General features: G+C 69.4%; 17 protein-coding genes, 1 rRNA gene and 1 other annotated feature. Of the genes, 9 read left to right on the forward strand and 9 right to left on the reverse strand.

Features of this window, described 5'->3' with window-relative positions; all coding sequences use genetic code 11:
* Positions 1-843 precede the first annotated feature (843 nt).
* Positions 844-1,104: a sequence feature (23S ribosomal RNA rRNA prediction is too short), on the forward strand.
* Positions 1,105-1,196: 92 nt separating this feature from the next.
* From rrf to ACQEUU_RS28650, 3 genes are all read left to right on the forward strand, one after another.
* Positions 1,197-1,313 (forward strand): 5S ribosomal RNA (gene rrf / locus ACQEUU_RS28640).
* Positions 1,314-1,468: 155 nt separating this feature from the next.
* Positions 1,469-1,780 carry an antibiotic biosynthesis monooxygenase gene (locus tag ACQEUU_RS28645; RefSeq protein ID WP_433072056.1) on the forward strand — a complete coding sequence of 104 codons (312 nt, stop codon included), beginning with the start codon at positions 1,469-1,471 and terminating at the stop codon, positions 1,778-1,780.
* A gap of 128 nt (positions 1,781-1,908) precedes the next feature.
* Positions 1,909-2,760, forward strand: coding sequence for a GNAT family N-acetyltransferase (locus tag ACQEUU_RS28650; protein WP_433072058.1), 852 nt, complete (start codon positions 1,909-1,911; stop codon positions 2,758-2,760).
* A gap of 58 nt (positions 2,761-2,818) precedes the next feature.
* On the opposite strand, the gene ACQEUU_RS28655 is transcribed toward ACQEUU_RS28650, so the two are convergent.
* Positions 2,819-3,595, reverse strand: a complete 777-nt coding sequence (locus ACQEUU_RS28655) for a PhzF family phenazine biosynthesis protein (protein WP_433072060.1) — start codon at positions 3,593-3,595, stop codon at positions 2,819-2,821.
* 165 nt (positions 3,596-3,760) lie between these two features.
* Between ACQEUU_RS28655 and ACQEUU_RS28660 the strand changes: the two genes are divergently transcribed.
* On the forward strand, positions 3,761-4,144 hold the full coding sequence (locus ACQEUU_RS28660; protein ID WP_433072062.1) for a cell division protein SepF: 384 nt from the start codon (positions 3,761-3,763) through the stop codon (positions 4,142-4,144).
* Between the two features lie 128 nt (positions 4,145-4,272).
* Here the strand turns inward: ACQEUU_RS28660 and ACQEUU_RS28665 are convergent, their stop codons facing one another.
* The 5 genes from ACQEUU_RS28665 to ACQEUU_RS28685 all read right to left on the reverse strand — a co-directional run bounded on the left by ACQEUU_RS28665 (position 4,273) and on the right by ACQEUU_RS28685 (position 11,609).
* Positions 4,273-5,598 carry a hypothetical protein gene (locus ACQEUU_RS28665; RefSeq protein WP_433072064.1) on the reverse strand — a complete coding sequence of 442 codons (1,326 nt, stop codon included), beginning with the start codon at positions 5,596-5,598 and terminating at the stop codon, positions 4,273-4,275.
* A gap of 125 nt (positions 5,599-5,723) precedes the next feature.
* On the reverse strand, positions 5,724-7,451 hold the full coding sequence (gene argS, locus ACQEUU_RS28670; protein ID WP_433072066.1) for an arginine--tRNA ligase: 1,728 nt from the start codon (positions 7,449-7,451) through the stop codon (positions 5,724-5,726).
* Positions 7,448-9,862: an HAD-IC family P-type ATPase gene (locus ACQEUU_RS28675; RefSeq protein WP_433072068.1), complete on the reverse strand. Its 2,415-nt coding sequence runs from the start codon at positions 9,860-9,862 to the stop codon at positions 7,448-7,450. The genes argS and ACQEUU_RS28675 overlap by 4 nt, the downstream gene beginning before the upstream one ends.
* 88 nt (positions 9,863-9,950) lie before the next feature.
* On the reverse strand, positions 9,951-10,958 hold the full coding sequence (gene plsX / locus ACQEUU_RS28680) for a phosphate acyltransferase PlsX (protein WP_433072070.1): 1,008 nt from the start codon (positions 10,956-10,958) through the stop codon (positions 9,951-9,953).
* Between the two features lie 78 nt (positions 10,959-11,036).
* Positions 11,037-11,609 carry a DUF1707 SHOCT-like domain-containing protein gene (locus ACQEUU_RS28685; protein WP_433072072.1) on the reverse strand — a complete coding sequence of 191 codons (573 nt, stop codon included), beginning with the start codon at positions 11,607-11,609 and terminating at the stop codon, positions 11,037-11,039.
* Positions 11,610-11,783: 174 nt separating this feature from the next.
* Between ACQEUU_RS28685 and ACQEUU_RS28690 the strand changes: the two genes are divergently transcribed.
* Together ACQEUU_RS28690 and ACQEUU_RS28695 are read left to right on the forward strand one after the other, a co-directional pair.
* Positions 11,784-13,094: a KamA family radical SAM protein gene (locus ACQEUU_RS28690; protein WP_433072074.1), complete on the forward strand. Its 1,311-nt coding sequence runs from the start codon at positions 11,784-11,786 to the stop codon at positions 13,092-13,094.
* A gap of 421 nt (positions 13,095-13,515) precedes the next feature.
* Positions 13,516-14,352 (forward strand): hypothetical protein, encoded by an 837-nt coding sequence (locus ACQEUU_RS28695; protein WP_433072076.1) that lies wholly within the window; start codon positions 13,516-13,518, stop codon positions 14,350-14,352.
* A 203-nt stretch (positions 14,353-14,555) separates the two neighbouring features.
* Here the strand turns inward: ACQEUU_RS28695 and ACQEUU_RS28700 are convergent, their stop codons facing one another.
* The 3 genes from ACQEUU_RS28700 to ACQEUU_RS28710 all read right to left on the reverse strand — a co-directional run bounded on the left by ACQEUU_RS28700 (position 14,556) and on the right by ACQEUU_RS28710 (position 17,166).
* On the reverse strand, positions 14,556-14,714 hold the full coding sequence (locus ACQEUU_RS28700; RefSeq protein WP_433072078.1) for a hypothetical protein: 159 nt from the start codon (positions 14,712-14,714) through the stop codon (positions 14,556-14,558).
* A 678-nt stretch (positions 14,715-15,392) separates the two neighbouring features.
* The gene (locus ACQEUU_RS28705) at positions 15,393-16,256 is read right to left on the reverse strand and encodes an ABC transporter ATP-binding protein (RefSeq protein ID WP_433072080.1); all 864 of its coding nucleotides are present in this window, start codon (positions 16,254-16,256) and stop codon (positions 15,393-15,395) included.
* Positions 16,249-17,166, reverse strand: coding sequence for an ABC transporter permease (locus tag ACQEUU_RS28710; protein ID WP_270155670.1), 918 nt, complete (start codon positions 17,164-17,166; stop codon positions 16,249-16,251). Before ACQEUU_RS28710 ends, ACQEUU_RS28705 begins: the two co-directional genes overlap by 8 nt.
* A 601-nt stretch (positions 17,167-17,767) precedes the next feature.
* Here ACQEUU_RS28710 and ACQEUU_RS28715 point away from each other — a divergent pair.
* From ACQEUU_RS28715 to ACQEUU_RS28725, 3 genes are all read left to right on the forward strand, one after another.
* On the forward strand, positions 17,768-19,276 hold the full coding sequence (locus ACQEUU_RS28715; RefSeq protein ID WP_433072082.1) for a peptide ABC transporter substrate-binding protein: 1,509 nt from the start codon (positions 17,768-17,770) through the stop codon (positions 19,274-19,276).
* Positions 19,277-19,400: 124 nt separating this feature from the next.
* A complete protein-coding gene (locus ACQEUU_RS28720; protein WP_433072084.1) occupies positions 19,401-20,345 on the forward strand; it encodes an ABC transporter permease in 945 nt (314 codons plus the stop codon).
* Positions 20,338-21,318: an ABC transporter permease gene (locus tag ACQEUU_RS28725; protein WP_433072086.1), complete on the forward strand. Its 981-nt coding sequence runs from the start codon at positions 20,338-20,340 to the stop codon at positions 21,316-21,318. The genes ACQEUU_RS28720 and ACQEUU_RS28725 overlap by 8 nt, the downstream gene beginning before the upstream one ends.
* The last annotated feature ends 10 nt before the right edge of the window (positions 21,319-21,328 follow it).

Consider the following 21,328-nt stretch of genomic DNA (forward strand, 5'->3'; position numbering starts at 1 on the left):
CCGCCCCCCCCCCCCCCCCCCCCCCCCCCCCCCCCGCCCCCCCGCCGCGCGCGCGCGCGCGCGCGCGCGCGCGCGCGCGCGCGCGCGCGCGCGCGCGCGCGCGCGCGCGTGCGTGCGCGCGCGTGTGCGTGTGTGTGCGCGCGCGCGCGCGCGCGCGCCCGCCCGCCGCCGCCGCCCGCGCCGCCGCCGCCGCCGCGCCGCCGCGCGCGCGCCCCCCCCCCCCCCCCCCCCCCCCCCCCCCCCCCCCCCCCCCCCCCCCCCCCGCGCCCCCCCCCCCCCCCCCGTGTGTGTGTGTGTGTGTGTGTGTGTGTGTGCGTGCGCGCGTGCGCGTGTGTGTGTGTGTGTGTGTGTGTGTGTGTGTGTGTGTGTGTGTGTGTGTGTGTGTGTGTGTGTGTGTGTGTGTGTGTGTGTGTGTGTGTGCGTGTGTGTGTGTGTGTGTGTGTGTGTGTGTGTCTCTCTCTCTCTGTGTGTGCCGGGCGCGGCTGGGTGGGCGAAAGGCGGGGGGCAGCGGGGGTGCGTGTGTGCAGCGCAGCGGCGCGGTGTGTGTGTCGTGGGGCTGACGAGGTCAATTCTCACCACGAGCTTCATCACTCTTCTTCACACACAGAGAGAGGAGAGACAGAGAGAGTTCAGAGAGCTGAGAGACACAGAGAAGAAGTCAGGGTCTTCCCACTGACAGTGTTTACACACACACACACACAGGCAGGCAGGCAGACGGGCACACACATTCTGAAATGAGACAGATAGGCAGTCCCAGAAAAGAGAAGCATGGCTCACACACAAAGGGTAGACAAGGTGAGTTGGCTTAGAATGTCAGATGTTTGTTCCATTTAAGTTAAAAGTGCAGGAGACTTGAAAGGGCTGTCCCTAGTACGAGAGGACCGGGACGGACGAACCTCTGGTGTGCCAGTTGTATCGCCAGGTGCATGGCTGGTTGGCTACGTTCGGGAGGGATAACCGCTGAAAGCATCTAAGCGGGAAGCTTGCCTTGAGATGAGGTCTCCCACCCTGTGAGGGGGTAAGGCTCCCGGGAGATGACCGGGTTGATAGGCCGGAGGTGGAAGCGCGGTAACGTGTGGAGCTGACCGGTACTAATAGGCCGAGGACTTGACCACAAAGCTTTGTTTTTCTTGCTCGCGTCCACTAGGCAATTCTGAGACTGCAAACAGTGTTCCTGTTTGTGTGTTTCGGAGGGTTACGGCGGTTATGGCGGGAAGGAAACACCCGGTTACATTCCGAACCCGGAAGTTAAGCTTCTCTGCGCCGATGGTACTGCACTCGGGAGGGTGTGGGAGAGTAGGTCACCGCCGGACAATCTTTTGGGGAGGCCCCGAGCATTGCGCTCGGGGCCTTTCCGCATTTCTGGAGCGTTTCCGGGGCCTGGGGAGGGCTCGGCGGCCGGCGTGTGACAGATCGGTGTGCGGGGTTTGTGCGGGAGATGCGAGGGCGGGCGGGCACGGTGGACCCCATGAGCGTAGAGAACACGAACAAGCCCGTCATCGCCATCACCCGATTCAAGGCCAAGCCGGAGGACGCCGAGGAGGTGAAGGCCAAGCACGCCACTCTCGCGTCCACGGTGCGGGCCGCCGTTCCGGGGCTGGAGGAGGCGAGGCTGGGGCGGGGCGAGGACGGCGCCTGGGTCGGCGTCTGGCGGTGGGACTCGCAGGAGAGCCTGCGGAAGGCGCAGGAGCTGGCGCATTCCCTGCCGGAGGCCGAGGCGGCGTTCGCCCTGGCGTCCGACGTGACGGCGGAGACCGCGGAACTGATCCAGGAGTCCTGACCTTCGCCCGGTGGGCCCTCACCTCTTCTCCAGGGCGAGGGCTCTTCGGGCCTCTGATAGTCGTGCGACGCCCGGAGGGGCCCATATAGAAGGTGCGGGGGCGGGCCCGGCTGGGTGAGGATGACAAGGTGATCGTGACGTGTTACGGCGGACCCCGGGATCTGCGGGCCATGCAGGAGCTCACCGGACGGATCTGGACGCCGCGGGCTCGCTGGCACGCGGGGGATCTGGCCTGGGGACGGTTCCAGCACAGGGGGCGGGAGTCGGAGTGGCCCACGATGCTGTGGCGGGCCGACCGGCGGACGCTGGCCTGGGGCTGGGTCGAGCTGCCCGGTTCTCTCAACCTGGCCGTCGACCCGGATCACGCCGGGCTGGCCCACGACGTGCTGCGCTGGTTCGAGGAGCTGGTGCCGGCGGGGAAGCGCCAGGTCGAGGTGTCCAGCGGGGAGCCACACCTGATCGACGCGCTCGAGGAGCGCGGGTACGCGCGGGTGAAGGACGGGCCGTTCTTCGTGCGGATGGTACGGGACCTGGACGATCTGCCCGAGCCGGTGCCGCCTGCCGGGTTCCGGCTCCAAGCGGTGCGTGACGTGGCGGGCCGGGTGGCGGCTCACCGCGCGGCCTTCCACCCGTCGCGCGTCACCGAAGAGAGCTACGCGGCCGTACGCGCGGCCTGGCCGTACCGTCGAGACCTGGACTGGTGCGCGCTCGCCCCCGACGGCAGCACGGTCGCCTACTGCCTGATCTGGCTCGACGACCGCCAGGTGGCGCTGATCGAGCCGGTCGGCACCGTGCCGGCGCATCGGGGCAAGGGACTGGCCAGGGCGGTGTGCCTGGCGGCGCTGCGCGCGGCGCGGGCGGCCGGCGCCAAGCAGGCCGTGGTGGCCCCGCGAGGCGACGACGGCTATCCCGTACCGGCGCGTCTTTACAGCAGACTCGGGTTCCGCGACACTGCCAGGAGCCTGCGCTTCACCCACTGATATCCAATCGTGATTGCCCGCCTTGTGATAACCACTGTGGTAAGGGCAGGCCAGGGAGTCAGGAGGGAGGGGGGATCTGCATGGTGCCGGAGACGATGGTGACGGCGTGGCCCGCGAGATGCACGCGGTCACCGGCGAGCGTCACGCGCACCAGCCCGCCCCGCTCCGACAGCTGCGCGCCGACGAGCGCCGCGCGGCCGAGCTTCGCCGACCAGTACGGCGACAGAGCGCAGTGCGCCGAGCCCGTCACCGGGTCTTCCGGCACACCGACGTTCGGCGCGAAGAACCGCGAGACGAAGTCCGTCTCCGTTCCCCGAGCGGTGACGATGACGCCGCGTGCCCCGACCGCCGCCAGGGCGTCGATGTCGGGCCGCAGAGTGCTCACCGTCGCCGCCGAATCGACTTCGACCAGCAGGTCCAGGTTCACCTTCGAGACGTGTACGGGGGTGACTCCGAGCGCCTTTTCCAATCCTTCCGGCGCTGTGGTCGGGGTCACTTCCTTGGCCGGAAAATCCATCGTGATCATCCCGTCCGGGTGGCGATTCACCGTGAGCGTTCCGCCGGCCGTGGCGAATTCCACCGGGCCCTGTGCCGCGCCCGTCGAATACAGGACGTGCGCCGTGGCGAGGGTGGCGTGCCCGCACAGGGTGACCTCCACCTTCGGCGTGAACCAGCGCAGCGAATCTCCCAGGAGGAAGGCGGTCTCCGAGAGCTTCAGCTCGGCCGCGACCGCCTGCATCCAGGCGTCGGGCACCCGATCCTCCAGCAGGCACACGCCTGCGGGATTACCCTGGAAAGCTCTGTCGGTGAAGGCGTCTACGATGAACAGGCGCATCAACCGATGCTATAGGGGCTTGATATCAGGATGAAACCAGGACGCTAGCCGTACAAAATGGAATTAGTGCTGGGCGTGTCGCATGGCGAACGCGGAATCGTCGGTTACCGTCCAATGTGTCGGGACGTGCCGATTGCGGTGAGTTCCTGAGGAAAGGACAAGCCGATGGGGGCAGTGCGTAAGGTTGCGGGTTACCTTGGCCTGGGTGGAGATGATCAGTACGACGAGGCTTACGACGACGACGGGCAGTACGAAGAGGAGTACATGCCCGCCACGGAGAGGGCGGCGCGCCGGTGGCGCTCCACCATCGAGTCGTCGCGGATCGTGATGGTCCAGCCGCTCAAGTACAACGACGCACCGTTGATCGGCCAGTACTTCCGTGAGGGCCAGACGGTGATCATGGATGTGACGGGCATGCCGATGCCGGAGGCGACGCGGATGGTCGACTTCGCCGCCGGTCTGGCCTACGGCTGTGAGGGGCGGATCGAGCGCATCGCCGACCGCGTCTTCCTGCTGGCGCCTGCCCACGTCGAGATCGAGACCACCTAGCCCGCGCCGGGCGACGTGCCGGCACGGGAGGGCGGGGCCCGCGCGGCGCGTGCATGACCACGATCTGATCCACCACGGACCCTTCGGTGCGAGCCGGGACCGTGGTGGATCAGTTTATGAGGGCGGTTTCAGGCCGCGCGGGGGCCGCGGCGGATCAGGCGGGTGAGGTCGGCGGCGTCCTCGGCGGCCTGCTTGGCGCGGCCTTCGGCCTCGCGGGCGTAGGCGTGCAGTGCCCACACCGCGCCGTCGGCCAGCTCTCTCAGCTCGTTCACCTGTGCTGTGACGTACGCGGCGTCGGATCTGACGCGCTCGCGGCGCTGCCAGAGCAGCCACCCGGCCAGCCCGAGCAGCGCCGCCCCCGCGGCGGCCACGAGCGGGTGGGTCAGGAAGGAGGCCACGAGACAGACGAGCCCGCCGAGGGCCAGCAGCCCCGCCGTCCACGGCGGGCGGGGCGGGGTCAGGGCGGCGGCGGAGATGGCCGCCTCCGCGGTGGCCATGGACTCCTCGTCAGGGCCTTCGGGGCGGAGCTCGACGCGGTGGCCGAGCAGCGACACGGTGACCATCGGCGGCGGCTCCAGCCTGCTGTCGTACTCCAGCTCCTCGGCGACGCCGCGCAGGATGGGCGCCGCGACGTGCAGGGCGATCGCCGTCAGGTGGGGGTCGGCGCCGGGGCGCAGGTCGTCGAGCAGGTGGGAGCCGAGCGAGGCCTGCGGGCCGGACGGCCCGCTCAGCCCGATCACGGCGCGCAGCACCGCGAGCGGCTCGTCCTCGGCCCAGGTGGTGGCGGGCGCGGCGCCGGAGTTGGCGAGCGGGGCGGCGGAGCCCTGGTCGGACTGGCGGGCCGAGGTGATCTCCTCGCAGCGGGCCCGCAGCCGGGCCAGCCGGGCGGCGGCCTGGGCGGGCCGGGCCAGCTCGGGGATCTCCGCCATCTCGGGGAAGTCGACGAGCGAGGCGGGCACCACCACGGACGGCTCGCCCGGCAGCAGCGCCTGCACCCACTGGCGCGGGTCGGCGTGCTCCTGCACGGCGAGCGCGTCGAGCTTGCGCAGCACGAAGATCTTGCCGGCGGGGCCGTAGGCGCCCCGGGCGGCGGCCAGCCAGAGCGCCCGCTGGCCGTGGGTGACGGGCCGGTCGAGCGACAGGTCGCCGAAGGCGGTGCCGAGCCAGGAGGCGTGGATGCGGCTGCCGTGACCGGCGACGGCCAGCGCCAAGCAGAGGAACACCGCGGTCTGCTGCTGGTCGCGCCCGGCCGCTCTGCTCAGCGGCTCCAACGGGTCGTCGCCGGCGAGGATGGCCACCAGCGCCTGGACGGCGGGCGGCAGCCAGTGACCGGGAATGTCGGTGAAGCCGGGTGGTGCGGGGGGCGCGCTCCCGTCGGCGGCCAGATGTGCCAGCAACGCCTCGGCGTAGCGCCGTAGCTCGGTCGCTGCCTGGGGGCTCGCAGTCAGGTCCATGCTCAAGGCAGAGAACTCCCCCATTTCGGCCTCAGTTCATGACCGCGTAAAGCCTAACCCGTGAGACGCGCCTCCGAGGTGGAGGCGCGCCATGACGGAACGGGGGAGTTTGATCAAATGGCCTGTTACATGCGCTCGGGCACGGGGACGCCCAGAAGGTCGAGCCCTGTCTCCAGCACCCGCAGCGTCAGCGCGCAGAGCGCCAGCCGGCGGGCGCTGGTCTCGGGGTCGACGCCCTCCTTGGTGACCGGGCACTCCTCGTAGAAGGTGCTGAACAGGCTGGCCGTCTCGAACAGGAACGCGCACAGCCGGTGCGGCTCCGACAGGGTGGCGACCTGCTCCACCGTCTCGCCGAAGCCGAGCAGGTGGAGGCCGAGCGCGCGTTCGGCCGGCTCGGCCAGCGCGATCGGACCGGTGGTCTCCTCGGGGGAGCGGCCCGCCTTGCGGAAGATGGACCGGATCCTCGCGGTCGCGTACTGCATGTAGGGGCCGGTGTTGCCGGTGAAGCCCAGCATGCGGTCGAAGTCGAAGACGTACTCGCTGTCGTGGTTGACCGACAGGTCGGCGTACTTCACGGCGCCCATGCCCACCGCGTGGGTGATCACCTCGCGGGTGGCCTGGTCGTAGCCGCGCTCGGCGATGGCGGCCGACGCCCGGTCGATCGCCTCCTGCAGCAGGTCCATCAGCTTGACGGAGTCGCCCGAGCGGGTCTTGAACCGGCGGCCGTCCTTGCCCAGCATCATGCCGATCTGCACGTGCTCGGCCGAGACCGTGTCGGGCAGCCAGCCCGCGAGTCTGGCCGCGGCGAACACCATGCGGAAGTGGAGCGCCTGGTCGGCGCCGACCACGTAGAGGATGCGGTCGGCCTTGAGGTCGTGGACGCGGTAGCGGATGGCCGCCATGTCGGTGGAGGCGTAGCCGTAGCCGCCGTCGCTCTTCCTGACGATGAGCGGCAGCGGCTTGTCGTCGGAGCCGGTGAAGCCCGGCGGGAACACGCAGAGCGCGCCCTCGCTGATCGTGGCGACGCCGGCCGCCTCAAGGTCCTGGCAGGTCTTCTCCAGCATCGGGTTGTACATGCTCTCGCCGGCGAGGTCGGCGTCGGTCAGGGTGACGCCGAGCATCGTGTAGACCTTGTTGAAGTAGCGCACGGTCGCGTCCATGAAGACGTGCCACAGCCGCATGGTCTCCGGGTCGCCGGACTGGAGCGTCGTCACCCGTACGCGCGAGCGCTGCTTGAACGACTCGTCGCCGTCGAACTTGGCGCGGGCCGCCTGATAGTACTCAGTCCCCTGGCCGGCTTCGAGCTGGGCGACCGCGGCCTCCTCGCCGATGTCGAGGAGGTGCTCGATGAGCATGCCGAACGGGGTGCCCCAGTCGCCCAGGTGGTTCTGCCTGACGACGTGGTTGCCGAGGTGCTCGTGCACGCGGGCCAGGCAGTCGCCGACGATGGTCGTGCGGAGGTGGCCGACGTGCATCTCCTTGGCGGCGTTGGGCGCCGAGTAGTCGATGACGACGGTCTGCGCGGGCGCCATCGTGGTGACGCCGGAGCGCGGGTCCTCGAAGACCAGGGACACCTGGGACTCGATCCACCTGTCGTCGAGCGTGATGTTGAGGAAGCCCGGGCCGCTGACCTCGACGGTGCCGGGGAAGTCGGACAGCTCGGCCCTGATCGCCTCGGCGACCTCCCGCGGGGCTCGTCGCAGCCGCTTGGCCAGGCTCATCGCGACGTTCGCCTGGAAGTCGGCGAACTGGGAGGGCCGGATCAGCGGATCTGCGTCGGCGTGCTCGGCGCCGAACGCGGACGCCAGCGCCTGCTGGACGCGCTCGGCGAGCACTTTCTGCGGGTCGGTCATGCCCTAAGCGTACCGGCGACCTTGACTACGGCGCTGATGACGGCGGAGGCCACGAGGGCGATCCCGATGGCGATCAGCCCGTCGCGGGGGTCGCCGAGGGTCAGCTCGAAGAGCCGCCGCACGTACGGGGTAGCCAGGGCCAGCGCGAACAGCCCTGCCATGGCCGCGACCAGCGTCACCCGCCACCGGTTGAGCGGCCTGGCGACCAGCACGAGCACCCACCAGGTGGTGAGGAAGAGCGCGAGCACGGCCGCCGTCCGGCTTTCCTCCAGGGTGCCGCCGTCCGCGGCCACGAACGCCAGCAGCACCGCGCAGGCGGAGATCACCCCGGCCGGGACGGCGAGCCTGAGCACCCGGGGCACGAACCCCGGCCGGGCGCGCTCCAGCGTCGGCGCGAGCGCCAGGAAGAGGGCGGGCAGGCCGATGGTGACGGCGTTCACCAGGGTCGAGTGGCGGGGCGTGAACGGGAACATCATCCCCGCGACCCCGGTCGTCAGCGACAGCACGATCGCGTAGAACGTCTTGGTGAGGAACAGCCCGGCCACCCGCTCGATGTTGGCCAGGACCCTGCGGCCCTCGTTCACCACGTGCGGGAGCGCCGCGAACCGGTTGTCGAGCAGCACGACCTGGGCGACCGCCTTGGTGGCGGGGCTGCCGGCGCCCATCGCGATGCCGAGGTCGGCCTCCTTGAGCGCGAGCACGTCGTTGACGCCGTCGCCGGTCATCGCGACGGTGTGGCCGCGCCCGCGCAGCGCGGTGACGAAGAGCCGTTTCTGCCGCGGGCTGACCCGGCCGAAGACGGTGGCGGCGTCGAGCGCCAGGCCCAGCGCCTTCTCGTCCTCCGGGAGCGTGCGGGCGTCGACGGCGCGGTCGGCGCCGGGCACGCCCAGCCCGGCGGCGATCGCCGACACCGAGCGCGGGTCGTCGCCCGAGATGATCTTCAAGGCGACGCCCTGGCGGGCGAAGTAGGCCAGCGTCTCGCGCGCGTCCGGCCGGACGCGCTGATCGAGCGTGACCAGCGCCACCGGCTCGACGTCCCCGACGAGCCCCGGCGATCCAGCCCGCGCGCCCGTACGAGCGTCCGCGGGAAGGACGGCGTCCTGGAGCCGGTCCGTACGGGCGTCCGCGGGAAGGTCGGCGTCCGGGAGCCGGTCCGCACGGGCGTTGACGGGCGCGCCGGGGTCCGGGAGCCGGTCCGTACGGCATAAGGCCAGGACGCGGGCGCCGGTGGCGGACAGTTCGGCGGCCTGGGCGCACTCCGGGGCGGACGGGTCGAGCAGCACGTCGGGGGCGCCGAGCAGCCAGACCCCGTGCGGGCCGAAGTCGGCGCCGCTCCACTTGCGCTCGGACGAGAACGGGACCGTGGCGAGGGGGCGCCAGCCCGGCGCGGGGAAGCGGTCCGCGATCGCGCGGGCGGTGGCGTTGGGGTGGCTGTCGGCGGCGGTCAGGGAGGCGAGCGCGTCGCCCACCGGGCGGCCCTCGCGCAGCGGCAGCACCCGGTCCACCGTCATCCCGCCGGCGGTGAGGGTGCCCGTCTTGTCCAGGCAGAGCACGTCCACCCTGGCCAGGCCCTCGACCGCGGGCAGCTCCTGCACCAGGCACCGGTGACGGGCGAGCCGGACCACGCCCACGGCGAAGGCGATCGAGGTGGTCAGCACCAGGCCCTCGGGGATCATGGTGACGATGCCGGCGACCGCGCCGGTGATGGCGGTGGCGAAGTCGGCGGAGTTGTTCAGCTGGCTGTAGGTGAGCAGGGCGCCGATCGGGATGACCAGCCAGGTGATGTAGCGGATGAACCGGGCCACGCCGTCGCGCAGCTCGGAGCGCGCGAGGTGGAACCGGCTCGCCTCCTCGGCCAGCCTGGCCGCGTAGGCGTCGACGCCGACTGCGGTGGCCCGGAACAGGCCCGTACCCGCCACGGCGAAGCTGCCCGACAGCACCGGGTCGCCCGGCTCCTTGCGCACCGGGTCGGACTCGCCGGTCAGCAGCGACTCGTCGACCTCCAGCCCGTCGGCGGCGACGACCTCACCGTCGACCGGCAGCGCGTCACCGGGGCCGAGCACGACCAGGTCGCCGAGCACGACCTGGTGCGGAGGCAGGCGCCGCTCCGCGCCGTCGCGCCGGACCGTCACCGGGCTCTCGCCGACCACGGCCAGCCGGTCCAGTGCGCGCTTGGCCCGCAGCTCCTGGATGACGCCGATCAGCACGTTGGCCACCATGATCAGGCCGAACGCGCCGTCCTGCCACTCGCCGAAGATCAGGATGAGCGCCCACAGGACGCCGATGACGAGGTTGAACAGCGTGAGGACGTTCGCCCTGACGATGGCGCCGAGAGAGCGGCTGGAGCGCCGCGGCACCACGTTCGGTCGCGCCCGCGCCGCCTCGCCGGACGTGAGCCCGTCCAGCGACATGACTCCGTCCACCCCGCCCCCGCCCGTCCCCTCGCGTCGATCGCGCCCTCTGTCCCCGGTGGGCGGATCCGCATCACCCTACGGGCTTTCAGCGTGATCTGTGCGCGGTTATCCGTTCGCCGATCCTCGCCACCAGCCCGCCCGCCGACAGGTCGGCCGCGAGCCGGCACGCGGCGCTGACGCCTGGGGCCCTGGTCGAGCCGTGCGCGATGACGACGGTGCCGTTGAGCCCGAGCAGCACCGCGCCGCCGTACGCCTCCGCGTCGAGCCGGCCGCTCAGCTCACGCAGCCGGGAGCGTTGCAGGAACGCGCCGAGCTTGGCCACCCGGCTCTCCTCGACGGACCGCTTCAGCTCGTCGAAGGCGTAGCGGACGGCGCCCTCCATGGTCTTGAGCGCCACGTTGCCGGTGAAACCGTCGGTCACGATCACGTCGGCCCGGCCCGTCAGCAGGTCGTAGCCCTCGACGTTGCCGGTGAAGCGGAGCGACGGGGCGGCGCCGAGCAGCTCGTGGGCGCGGCGTACGAGCTTGTTGCCCTTCTCCGCCTCGCTGCCGATCGTGAGCAGGCCCACCCGGGGCTCGGTGATCCCGAAGGCCAGCTCGGCGTACGCGGCGCCGAGGTGGCCGAACTGGACCAGGACCTCCGGCTTGACCTCGGCGTTGGCGCCCGCGTCCAGGAGCAGCGTGGGCCGCGGCCGCGTGGGCAGCGCGACCGCGATGGCCGGGCGCAGCACGCCCGGCTGGGCCTTGAGCCGCAGTTTGCCGGTGGCCACGATGCCGGCGGTCGAGCCGGCGGACACCACGGCCGACACGTCGCCGCGGCGCAGCAGGTGGCAGGCGACCGCGATGCTGGAGCGGGGCCGGCGCAGGCTGGCCAGCGCGCCCTCGTCCATCGCCAGCGCCTCCTCGGCGCGCACGATGGGGATGTCCCGGGCGGCGTCGTGCTCGGCGAGCGACTCGTACAGCACGCGCGGCGAGCCGACCAGGACGACCTGCAGTCCTCGCTCGCGCACGGCGTGCACGGCGCCCGCCACGATGGCGTGGGGCGCGTGGTCGCCGCCCATGGCGTCGACCGCGATCGGCCTGCTGTCTGGCACTTTTCACCTCGTACGGCGGTTCGCGTGGCCGTCCGGATGGTACGCAAGGCCGTCCACCAGGCTAACCGGCGGGCCGGACTAGGCGTCGCCGTGGAGGTTCCAGTCGTGGACGGTCCGGGCCACCACGACCTTGCCGAACATCACCTTGCCGGTCACCCTGATGACCGGGCCGTCGCCTCCCCCGGAGTCGCCGCCGGAAACCCGGCGCTTGGCGAACAGGGCGCCGACCTCGTCGATGACCTGCGCGTCCGGTGGCACCCGGATGATCATTTTGGCCGCGTACGCGCTGACGGACACGGTGATCTCGCGGCCGGGCAGCACGGCCTCCGACAGGTCGACGATGAGCGCGCCGAACCTGGCGACCAGATGCGTGTGGCGCGAGGCGATCCAGCGCCCGCGTTTGACGACCTTGCTGAAGACGGCGTCGACCGTCTGCCGGGTCGCCGTCGCGGGCACGGAGCCGGCCCGGACCTCGGGCAGGTCCCGGGTGAGCGGGACCAGCTCGCCCATGGTGCGGGCCTGGTAGGCGGCTTCCAGGCGGTCGGCGTGCTCGGGACTCGTGAGCCGGCCGTCGGCGTAGGCCTCGTTGAGGACCGCGGCGACCTCGTCGCGGTCTGCGTCGGAGGCGCGGAGGGCGGGGTCGTGTGTCACGTTCCCAGGTTAGATCAAAACGCGATATGTCGCGAGTGTGAATCTCCTAAGTAGCTAGGAGCCCGGCCCGAACCATAGCCGCAGGCCGCCTACTCTCGGTATAAGGGCCATAGACGCGCGACAGGAGCGTGAGGTTTACATCCGATCGAACAAAAAAAGGATGGGAAAGGCCTAGTGATCTTGAACCAAGCAGGCACCCGGCGCTTCAAGGCGTACACGTCCAAGCACCTCGACGAGCTTCTGCGGCGCGCGGGACTCGACGACGGGGAGAGACTGAAAGTGCGGGCCGTCGCCACGGTCCTGCCGTTCCGGACGAACGCCTATGTCGTCGATGAGCTCATAGATTGGTCGGCTGCGCCCGACGACCCCATGTACCGTCTCGTCTTCCCGCAGGCCGACATGCTGCCCGAGGCCGACGTGGCCCGGCTGGCCGACCTGCTCAAGGCCGAGGCGCCCAACGTGGAGATCCAGGCGGAGGCGAACAAGGTCAGGGCGCAGCTCAACCCGCACCCCGCCGGCCAGAAGGAGCTCAACGTGCCGCGCATCGGCGAGGAGCCGGTGCCCGGGATGCAGCACAAGTATCCCGAGACCGTGCTCTTCTTCCCGAAGCAAGGGCAGACCTGTCACGCCTACTGCACGTACTGCTTCAGATGGGCGCAGTTCGTCGGCGACGCCGACCTCAAGTTCGCCTCCGACGACATCGGCCAGCTGGTCGCCTACCTGCGCCAGCACCCCGAGGTCACCAGCGTGCTCATCACCGGGGGCGACGCCATGATCATGGGCGAGCCGGTGATCCGGCGCTACCTGGAGCCGCTGCTGGAGCTGGAACAGCTCGAGTCCATCCGGATCGGCACCAAGGCGCTGGCCTACTGGCCGCAGCGGTTCGTCAGCGACCCGGACGCCGACGCCACGCTCGGCCTGTTCGAGGAGGTCGTGCGGGCCGGGAAGAACCTCGCCTTCATGGCCCACTTCTCGCACCCGCGCGAGCTGGAGTCGCCGCTGGTCGAGTCCGCGGTGCGGCGGATCCTCGGCAGCGGGGCGACGATCCGCACCCAGGCGCCGCTCATCAGGTCCATCAACGACGAACCGGTCGTGTGGTCGGCCATGTGGCGGCGGCAGCACCGGATGGGGATGATCCCGTACTACATGTTCGTCGAGCGCGACACCGGCCCGCAGGACTACTTCGCGGTCCCGCTCGGCCGGGCCTACGAGATCTTCAGGGACGCGTACGCGAGCGTCTCCGGGCTCTGCAGGACCGTGCGCGGGCCGTCCATGTCGGCCACGCCGGGCAAGGTGTGCGTCGACGGGGTCACCGAGATCGCCGGGCAGTGGGTGTTCGTGCTCCACCTCATCCAGGCGCGTGACCCCGCCCTGGTCGGACGGCCGTTCTTCGCGCACTACGACCCGTCGGCCGTCTGGCTGACGGACCTGCGGCCGGCCTTCGCCGACGTCTTCCCGTTCCAGGCGGCCCCGGCGCGGGTCTGAGCCGATCAAGGGCGGCCACCGCAAGCGGAAAATCTGCGCCCCCGGCCCGCGGCCTTCATGTGCCCGAAATCCTCTCCCGGGCCGGGACGGCGTACTCATGCGACGCCGGAAGCGTCCAGGGAATATCCGCTTCAGCTTTATTTATTTCCTGATTTGTCTCCCGTACGTGATCCTTTGCCGGCTCGGTAACTTACCCACAAAGCCCTTGTCACGCGGGCTTTTACCGGCTCACCCGAGACCGTGCGCGGTGGTAGAACTGCACCCGTAGCTCAGCCGCGGACGGCGCGCTTCGTGCGGTGCCCATAGCGTGTACGCCACGGCATTCGGGGGTTATCGATTCGCAATTCCCATGCGTTCAGAAGCGATCGATCACGAGCCGGGAAGGCAAAACATGAAACGTGTAGTGAAAACGGCGGTCGCCGTGACGGCATTCGGACTGGCGGCGGCGCTCGCCGTGCCGGCGCAGGCCTCGGCGGCCGCCCGCGACCTCGGCGGTGACAACCCGCTCGGCGGCCTGCTGGGCGGGCTGACCGGCGGCGGCCTGCTCAACGGAGCAGGCGACGGCCTGCTGGGAGGCCTGCTCAACAGCGCCGCCCCCCAGCCCGCCGGAGCCCCGTCCGGACCTCGGCTCCAGCCAGGGGCCGACAGACTGATCGACTCCGAGCCGCTGAGCGGCCGCGCCTCCTCGCGCCGGACCGCGCCGAGGAACGGCCCGGTCGAGCCGCCACCCGCGGAGGTGCTCCACGGCACCTTCACCTCGGTCTCCCACCTGGTCGAGGGCGCGCTCGGCACCGCCATGTCGCCGCTGTCCGCCACCCGGCCCATGACCGGCGACACCCGGACCATGGACACCACCACCCGGACCGTGGACACCACCACGCGGACCGTGGACACCGCCACCCGGACCGTGGACACCGCCACCCGGGCGCTCAGCGGCGCCACCACGGCGGCGGACAGCGTGGCGGCGGTCTCGCGCGCCGCCCGGTACGCGCTCCCGCGTCAGTCCGCCGACGGCCGGCTGGCGCCGCTCGTCGGCCACCTGGCGCCCACCGAGCTGGCACCGCCGCTGGACACGCTGCCCGGCACCACCCAGGTCGCTTCCATTGACGAGATCGCCCCGCTCGTCGAAGATGCGGCCGCCGTGGTGTCCACCAACGGCGTCGAGGCCGCCAGCGCGTACACCGACACCATCACCTCCCTGGGCTGGACCACAGCCGCCCTGACCAGCGCGGTGCGGGACCCCTGGCACCAGTACTGACCCGCCCGCGGACCCGAGCTCCGCACCCTCGAAGCATCCCCGAGCCCCGCAGCCCGCGGGCGCTCACGCCCGGGACTCCTTCCCCGGCCCCACGCCGCGTTCGCCGGCGCCGCCCAGGTCTGCAGGGTGGCGGCGCCCCGACCCCGGCACCCGCCGCCGCCCCAGTCCAGGGCCGGCGGCGGTCCCTTTCGGGGTTCCGCGCCCTATCCAGGCAGGCGGACGCCCGTGCGGCGGGCGATCTGGGCCTGCAGCCTGGCCATCTGCCAGTGCAGCTCCAGCACCTGCTCGGCGAGCTGCATCGTGGGTATCTCGGTCACATCCTCGGTGGCCAGGTGGTCGATAGCGGCCGAAAGCTCACCCATCGCGTCCCCCCACTCCATCACCGTTCGTACGCTCGAACCAACGTTCGAATCCTAGCGAACGGGAGCCTCATCTGTCAGGCTCTTCCCCTCCGCCGCGCGTCTCCCCGCCCGGAGATCAACCACCTTCAAGGTCAACTTCCTTTTGGGGAACCCCCTCGGGCCGGGCGCCGTGATGCGTGCCTGCGGCCCGCTGCTCCCGCCGTACCCCGGATCAAGATCCAACCCTCCGGGCCGGGCGTGCGCTGCCGGGCCGCTGCGGCGTGTCGCGATGCGGCGTGCGGCCGGCCGGTATCGGTTCGCCAGGCTCGGGGCGGGGGGTTGGGCGTTTCCGGTTGTCTCGGAATCGTTATCCGAGCGGGCCCAAAGTCCGCCGGGGGCATCGCGGGAGAGGGCCCTGATCCGGCGGCGCAGGAAAGTTCGGCCTGACATCGGATACGGCCCTGGGTGGGGTTGGAGGGGTCTGGTGGGGCGCTGGAGGGCGTGTGTCGCGTGTGGGGCTCAACCCGTGAGGTCGGGCGTGGCTTGTGAACTCACGAGGGCTACGGCGAGCGCAGCGGGCCGCAGGCACGCATCACGGCGCCCGGCCCGAGGGGGTTCACAAAAAGGAAGTTGACCTTCAGAAGTTGACCTTGAGGGGTCGACCTTGAAGATTTCCGACGTCGGAGCCTGCCGGATCGCTCAGCCCTTCGTGTAGGCGGAGAGGACTTCCTTCGGGTCGCCGTCCATCTTGATTTTGCCCTTGTGGAGCCAGATCACCCGGTTGCAGGTCTGCTCGATCACCCTCAGGTCGTGGGCGACGAGGAAGACCGTGCCGGCGGACTCCCTGATCTGGCGGATGCGCTGCTCGCTCTTCTTGCGGAACTCTCGGTCGCCTGTGGCGAGCGCCTCGTCGATGAGCAGGACGTCGTGGGTCTTGGCCGAGGAGATGGCGAAGCGGAGGCGGGCGCCCATGCCGGAGGAGTAGGTGGACATCGGCAGCTGGACGAACTCGTCGATGCCGGAGAAGTCGACGATCTCCTGGTACTTCTCCTTGACCTCCGCCGGGGTCATGCCCATGGCGTAGCAGCCGAGGATGATGTTGCGCTCACCTGTCAGCTCGCGCATCAGGGCCGCGTTGACGCCCAGCAGGGACGGCTGGCCGTCGGTGTAGACGGCGCCGGAGTGGGGCGGCAGCAGGCCGGCGATGGCCCGCAGCAGCGTGGACTTGCCGGAGCCGTTGCGCCCGACGACGCCGATGGCGTCGCCGTGGTAGGCGACGAAGGAGACGCCTTTGACGGCGTGGACCTCCTTCATCTGCGGTCTGCCCTGGCGCTTGATGATGCGCATGAGGGCGTTGACCGCGTTGCCCTTCTCGGACTCCGAGGCCGCGCCGTAGACGCGGTAGACGATGTGCAGATCGTCGACGATGACCGTCGGCGTGCCCGTGGGCACATCCAAGGGGCCCTTCGCGGGCTCCGGGTTGGGATGCGCCCGAACGTCCTTGCCTGGGACGGCGGGCTCCTCGCCCTTCACCTTTGCCAGCTCCTTGGTCAGTTCAGCCACGCCCGTACCTCTCCTCGGCTCGCCAGAAGTACCAGAAGCCGAAGCAGAGTGCGAACACCGCCCAGAATACGCAAGCCGCCCACACCATTGGAGGGGGAGAGTGCTTGGCGATGAAGATGTCCCGCATCCACTCGATGTAGGAGGCCGCGGGGTTGAGGTACATGGCGGTCGCGACCCACTGCGGCATGCCCGCGGCCTCGACCACCTTGTCCTGGATGGAGAAGAAGACGCCGGAGGCGTAGAGCCAGGTGCGGGTGATGAACGGCAGCAACTGGTTGAGGTCCCGCATGGAGGCCCCGAGGCGCGCCATCACCAGCCCGGTGCCGACGTTGAACATGGTCTGCAGCACCAGCACGACCGGGATCATCAGCCAGTACCACGTCGGGACCTCGCCGGTGATGAACACGATCAGCACCAGCACGCCCATGGAGATGGCGAGCTGCTGGAGCTCCTGGATGGTGTAGGCCAGGGGCAGCGCGGCCCGCGGGAAGTGGAGCGCCCGGATCAGCGACAGGTTGCCGGAGATCGACTTGGCGCCCGCGGTGACGCTGCGCTGGGTGTAGGTGAAGACGAAGATGCCGGTCAGCAGGAAGGCCGGGTAGTTCTCGACGCCGTCGCGGCCGCCGAGGACTATGCCGAACATCACATAGTAGATCGCGGCGTTGAGCAGCGGGGTCAGGACCTGCCACAGCTGACCGAGCGCGGAGCTGGAGTATTTCGAGACGTTGCGCGAGGTCGCGTACGTCAGGATGAAGTGTCGCCGCTCCACGAGCTGGCGCAGATAGACGGTGAACCTCGGCCGTGCGATGGCACGGCGAAGCCCGTATCTCTCGGCGAGCTTGGCCAGCGGCTCCTGCCCGCTTCGGCCGCCCGCCTGGGCGTCCGCTACGGCGGATTCCGGCTGGCTCATGGCATGGACTCTATTGGATCCGGGTGGTTCGGGGTGCCTGCCGCATGGACCGCGGCCGACAGTTGGACGATCTCTCGGGGCGCCCGGTTCCAAGGCGCCGTCAAGACTCGCTCAACCGTAGCTCAGCAGCGCCGATCATGGAGGCAACGGCACGACCACTGTCTGGTAGGAGGTATTTTTCATCGACGGTTCGCGTCCTTGCCTATGCCTGTCTGACTCGTTTATGCACTTCATCCCCCATAGCGCTGTATGGGTGTGTCGGTTGATAGGTGGACGTGTGACCGAACTGCAACGCGCCAGAGACGTGCTGGTGGCAAGTAGTAGGGGATAGTCGCGATCGACTGGCAGGGCGTCGGCTGGTTTGACCAGGTCAGCCAAACCCGGGGGATTACAAGGAACCCCCCGTCAGGCTGCTCACGATCAATGCAGCTCAGCGCTTACGCCCACTTGCAGAGGGAGGATTTCTTTCACCATGCGTGTTACTAGAGGCGCACGGATCGTCGCCGGTACCGCGCTGCTCGCTCTCGCGGTTGCCGCGTGTGGCGGCGGCGCCAGCCCGTCCGGTGACCCCGCGGCGGATGGCGGCGACACTCCGGTTCGCATGGAACTCGGCGAGCCGCAGAACCTGCTGGTCCCTTCGAACACCACCGAGTCTGAAGGCGCCGAGCTGCTCGCAGCCGTCTTCGAGCCACTGGTGAACTACGACGAGAACAAGCAGGTCGTGGAGGCCGCTGCCGAGTCGATCACCACCGAGGACAACACCACCTGGACGGTCAAGCTCAAGTCGGGCTACACCTGGCACAACGGTGAGCCGCTGGTCGCCCAGAACTACGTCGACGCGTGGAACTACGCGGCCAACCAGGACAACGCGCAGGGCGCCGGTTACTTCTTCGGCCGGATCAAGGGCTACGAAGCCCTCAACCCCGGTGAGGGCAAGGAAGTCACCACCAAGGAGATGGAAGGCCTGAAGGTCGTCGACGACACGACCTTCACCGTCGAGCTCGCCGCGCCGTTCTCGCAGTTCAGGACGATGCTCGGCTACACCGCTTTCTACCCGCTGCCCAAGGCCGCCTTCGGCGCCGACGGCAAGGTGACGAACGAGTACGGCGAGAAGCCGATCGGCCAGGGCCTGTTCAAGCTCGACAAGCCGTACAAGAAGGGCACCGACCAGACGGTCGACCTGTCCGTGTACGACAAGTACCCGGCCAAGAAGCCCAACGGCTGGACGAAGCTCCAGTTCAAGCTCTACAACAGCTCCGAGACCGCCTACAACGACCTGCAGGCGAACAACGTGGACATCCACGACTCGCTGCCCGCCTCGGCGATCGCCAGCGCGAAGGCGGCCCTGGGTGACCGCTACCAGGACCAGCCGGATGCCGGCATCGGCTACATCGGCTTCCCGCTGCAGTACAACGACGAGTACAAGGACGTCCGGGTCCGCGAGGCCATCTCCATGGCCATCGACCGGAAGACCATCGCCGAGACGGTCTTCTCCGGCACCCGCTCCTCCGCCGACGACTTCATCAACCCGGCCATCGACGGTTACCGCCAGGGCGCCTGCGCGGCCTGCACCTACGACCCGGGCAAGGCGAAGGAGCAGTACGCGGCGGCCAAGGGCCCGGCGAAGCTGGAGCTCGGCTACAACGCCGACGGCGGCCACAAGGAGTGGATCGAGGCCGTCGCCAACAACCTCCGCGCCAACCTCGGCGTCGAGGTGACGGTCGCGCCGTTCGAGAAGTTCGCGAACATCCTCGACGACCTGGACGCCAAGAAGTACAAGGGCATGTTCAGGATGGGCTGGGCGATCGACTACCCGTCCGCCGAGAACTACCTGTCGCCGATCTTCTCGACCGGCGCCATCAAGACCGGCTCCAACTACGCGGGTTACTCCAGCAAGGAGTTCGACGAGCTGGTGGCCAAGGGCGACCAGGCGCCGACCCCCGAAGAGGGACTGAAGTTCTACCAGCAGGCGGACGACGTCCTCATCAAGGACCTGCCGTACATCCCGGTCTACTTCTACCGGAACAACTCGGGGTACTCGACGAACGTCAAGAACGTCAAGATCAACCTGCTCAACCAGGTTGAGTGGGCTGACGTCGAGAAGGCCTGACGTTGAATACGGGGGTGGGCGGGACGCCGCCCACCCCTCGTGAGCCCGCCACGAAGGCAGTCGCTTGGGCCGGCGTTACCCCAGGTTCCCAGGGACTGCCTTCTGGCATGTACGGGAGGCTTGTATGGGCCGTTACATCATCAGGCGCCTGATCCAGGCGATACCAGTCCTGCTGGGCGCCACCCTGTTCATCTTCGCCATCGTGTTCGCGCTTCCCGGAGACCCCATCGAGGCGCTCGCCGGTGAGAAGCGTCAGGACCCGGCGATCGTCAACATCATCCGTGAGCAGTATCACCTGAATGATCCGCTGCTGCTGCAGTACTGGTACTACATCAGCGGCATCCTGTTCCGGGGCGACTTCGGCACGACCTTCGCCGGCGTTCCCGTGACCCAGCTGCTCGCGGGCAAGTTCCAGGTCACGCTGAACCTCGCGTTCACCGCGCTGGTCATGGAGGCCGTCATCGGTCTCGTGCTGGGCCTGTGGGCGGCGCTGCGCCGGGGCCGGGCCACCGACACCGCGATCCTGGCCTCGACCCTGCTGCTCATCTCGGTGCCGACCCTGGTCACCGGGTTCGTGCTGCAGCTGTGGCTCGGCGTCTGGCTCAAGCAGGCCACGGGCATCGAGTTCTTCCCCATCGCGGGAGCGACCCAGGGGATGAAGTCGTACCTGTTGCCCGGTTTCGTGCTGGCCGGTACGTCCATCGCCTACCTCACCCGGTTGACGAGGACGAGCCTGGTCGAGACGCTGCGCTCGGACTACATCCGCACCGCCACCGCGAAGGGGCTGTCGAGACGGCGCGTCGTGGGCAGACACGGGTTGCGCAACGCGCTGATCCCGATGGTCACCTATCTCGGAGCGGACCTCGGTGTGCTCATGGGCGGCGCGATCATCACGGAGACCATCTTCAACCTGCCGGGCATCGGTCTGCAGTTGTATCAGGGCGTTTACCTTCGTGAGCAACCCATCGTCGTAGGTATCGTGACCATCCTGGTGTTGGTGTACATCGTGGCGAACCTGATCGTCGACATGCTGTACGCCGTGCTCGACCCGAGGATCCGCTATGAGTGAGACACCGCAGATGGGCCAGGTCGGGCCGGCGTTCCCCGACACCCAGTCACTGACGGAGAACGCGCCGCCCAGCGGGCCGCCGCCGGTCGAGCAGGCGAAGAAGAAGGAGTCGAAGCCGGCGAGCCTCTGGAGCGACGCCTGGTACGACCTGCGCCGCAGGCCGATGTTCATCTTCTCGCTGATCTTGATCGCGATCCTGCTGCTCATGTCGTTCTGGCCGTCGCTGTTCACCTCGATCGACCCGTTCGACGCCAAGACGTGCGAACTGTCGACCGCCCGGCAGGGACCGAGCGCCGGCCACCTCTTCGGCCGGGACAACCTGGGCTGCGACGTGTACGCCAAGACCATCTACGGCGCGAAGAACTCGATCATCATCGGCGTGGCCACCACGGTGATCACCGCACTGGTCGGCGGGCTGCTCGGCCTGCTCGCCGGTGCCCGGGGCGGACTCACCGACACGATCACCTCGCGTGTCACCGAGGTCTTCTTCGCCATCCCCTCCATCCTGGGCGCGCTGCTCATCACGGCGACGTTCCGGGACGTGGGGCTGGGGATCTGGATCGTGGTGATCGCGCTGTCGGTGCTGGCCTGGCCGATGACCTACCGCATCATGCGGGCGGCCGTCATCACCGCGCGAAGCCAGGACTTCGTGCTGGCCGCGCGGGCGCTGGGGGCCAGCCAGTCGCGCGTCATGTTCAGGCACCTGCTGCCGAACGCGCTCGCACCGGTGATCGTCATCGCCACCATCAACCTGGGCGGGTTCATCGCGGCCGAGGCGGCGCTGTCCTTCCTCGGGGTCGGCGTGCAGTCGCCGGACATCTCGTGGGGCCTGATGATCGCCGACGCCCGGAACCGGTTCCTGGAGGCGCCGCTGCCGCTGGTGTTCCCCGCCCTGTTCCTGAGCATCACGGTGCTCGCGTTCATCATGCTGGGCGACGCCGTACGCGACGCGCTCGACCCGAAGCTCAGGTAGGAGGGGGGAA

It is taken from the genome of Nonomuraea sp. CA-218870, from assembly GCF_050936535.1.
Lineage (GTDB): Bacteria > Actinomycetota > Actinomycetes > Streptosporangiales > Streptosporangiaceae > Nonomuraea > Nonomuraea corallina.

Coding starts and splice junctions, on each gene's coding strand:
- ACQEUU_RS28645 (WP_433072056.1), top strand. CDS start 1,469: ATGAGCGTAGAGAACACGAACAAGCCCGTCATCGCCATCACCCGATTC.
- ACQEUU_RS28655 (WP_433072060.1), bottom strand. CDS start 3,595: ATGCGCCTGTTCATCGTAGACGCCTTCACCGACAGAGCTTTCCAGGGT.
- ACQEUU_RS28660 (WP_433072062.1), top strand. CDS start 3,761: ATGGGGGCAGTGCGTAAGGTTGCGGGTTACCTTGGCCTGGGTGGAGAT.
- ACQEUU_RS28665 (WP_433072064.1), bottom strand. CDS start 5,598: ATGGACCTGACTGCGAGCCCCCAGGCAGCGACCGAGCTACGGCGCTAC.
- argS (WP_433072066.1), bottom strand. CDS start 7,451: ATGACCGACCCGCAGAAAGTGCTCGCCGAGCGCGTCCAGCAGGCGCTG.
- ACQEUU_RS28675 (WP_433072068.1), bottom strand. CDS start 9,862: ATGTCGCTGGACGGGCTCACGTCCGGCGAGGCGGCGCGGGCGCGACCG.
- ACQEUU_RS28700 (WP_433072078.1), bottom strand. CDS start 14,714: ATGGGTGAGCTTTCGGCCGCTATCGACCACCTGGCCACCGAGGATGTG.
- ACQEUU_RS28710 (WP_270155670.1), bottom strand. CDS start 17,166: ATGAGCCAGCCGGAATCCGCCGTAGCGGACGCCCAGGCGGGCGGCCGA.
- ACQEUU_RS28715 (WP_433072082.1), top strand. CDS start 17,768: ATGGAACTCGGCGAGCCGCAGAACCTGCTGGTCCCTTCGAACACCACC.
- ACQEUU_RS28720 (WP_433072084.1), top strand. CDS start 19,401: ATGGGCCGTTACATCATCAGGCGCCTGATCCAGGCGATACCAGTCCTG.
- ACQEUU_RS28725 (WP_433072086.1), top strand. CDS start 20,338: ATGAGTGAGACACCGCAGATGGGCCAGGTCGGGCCGGCGTTCCCCGAC.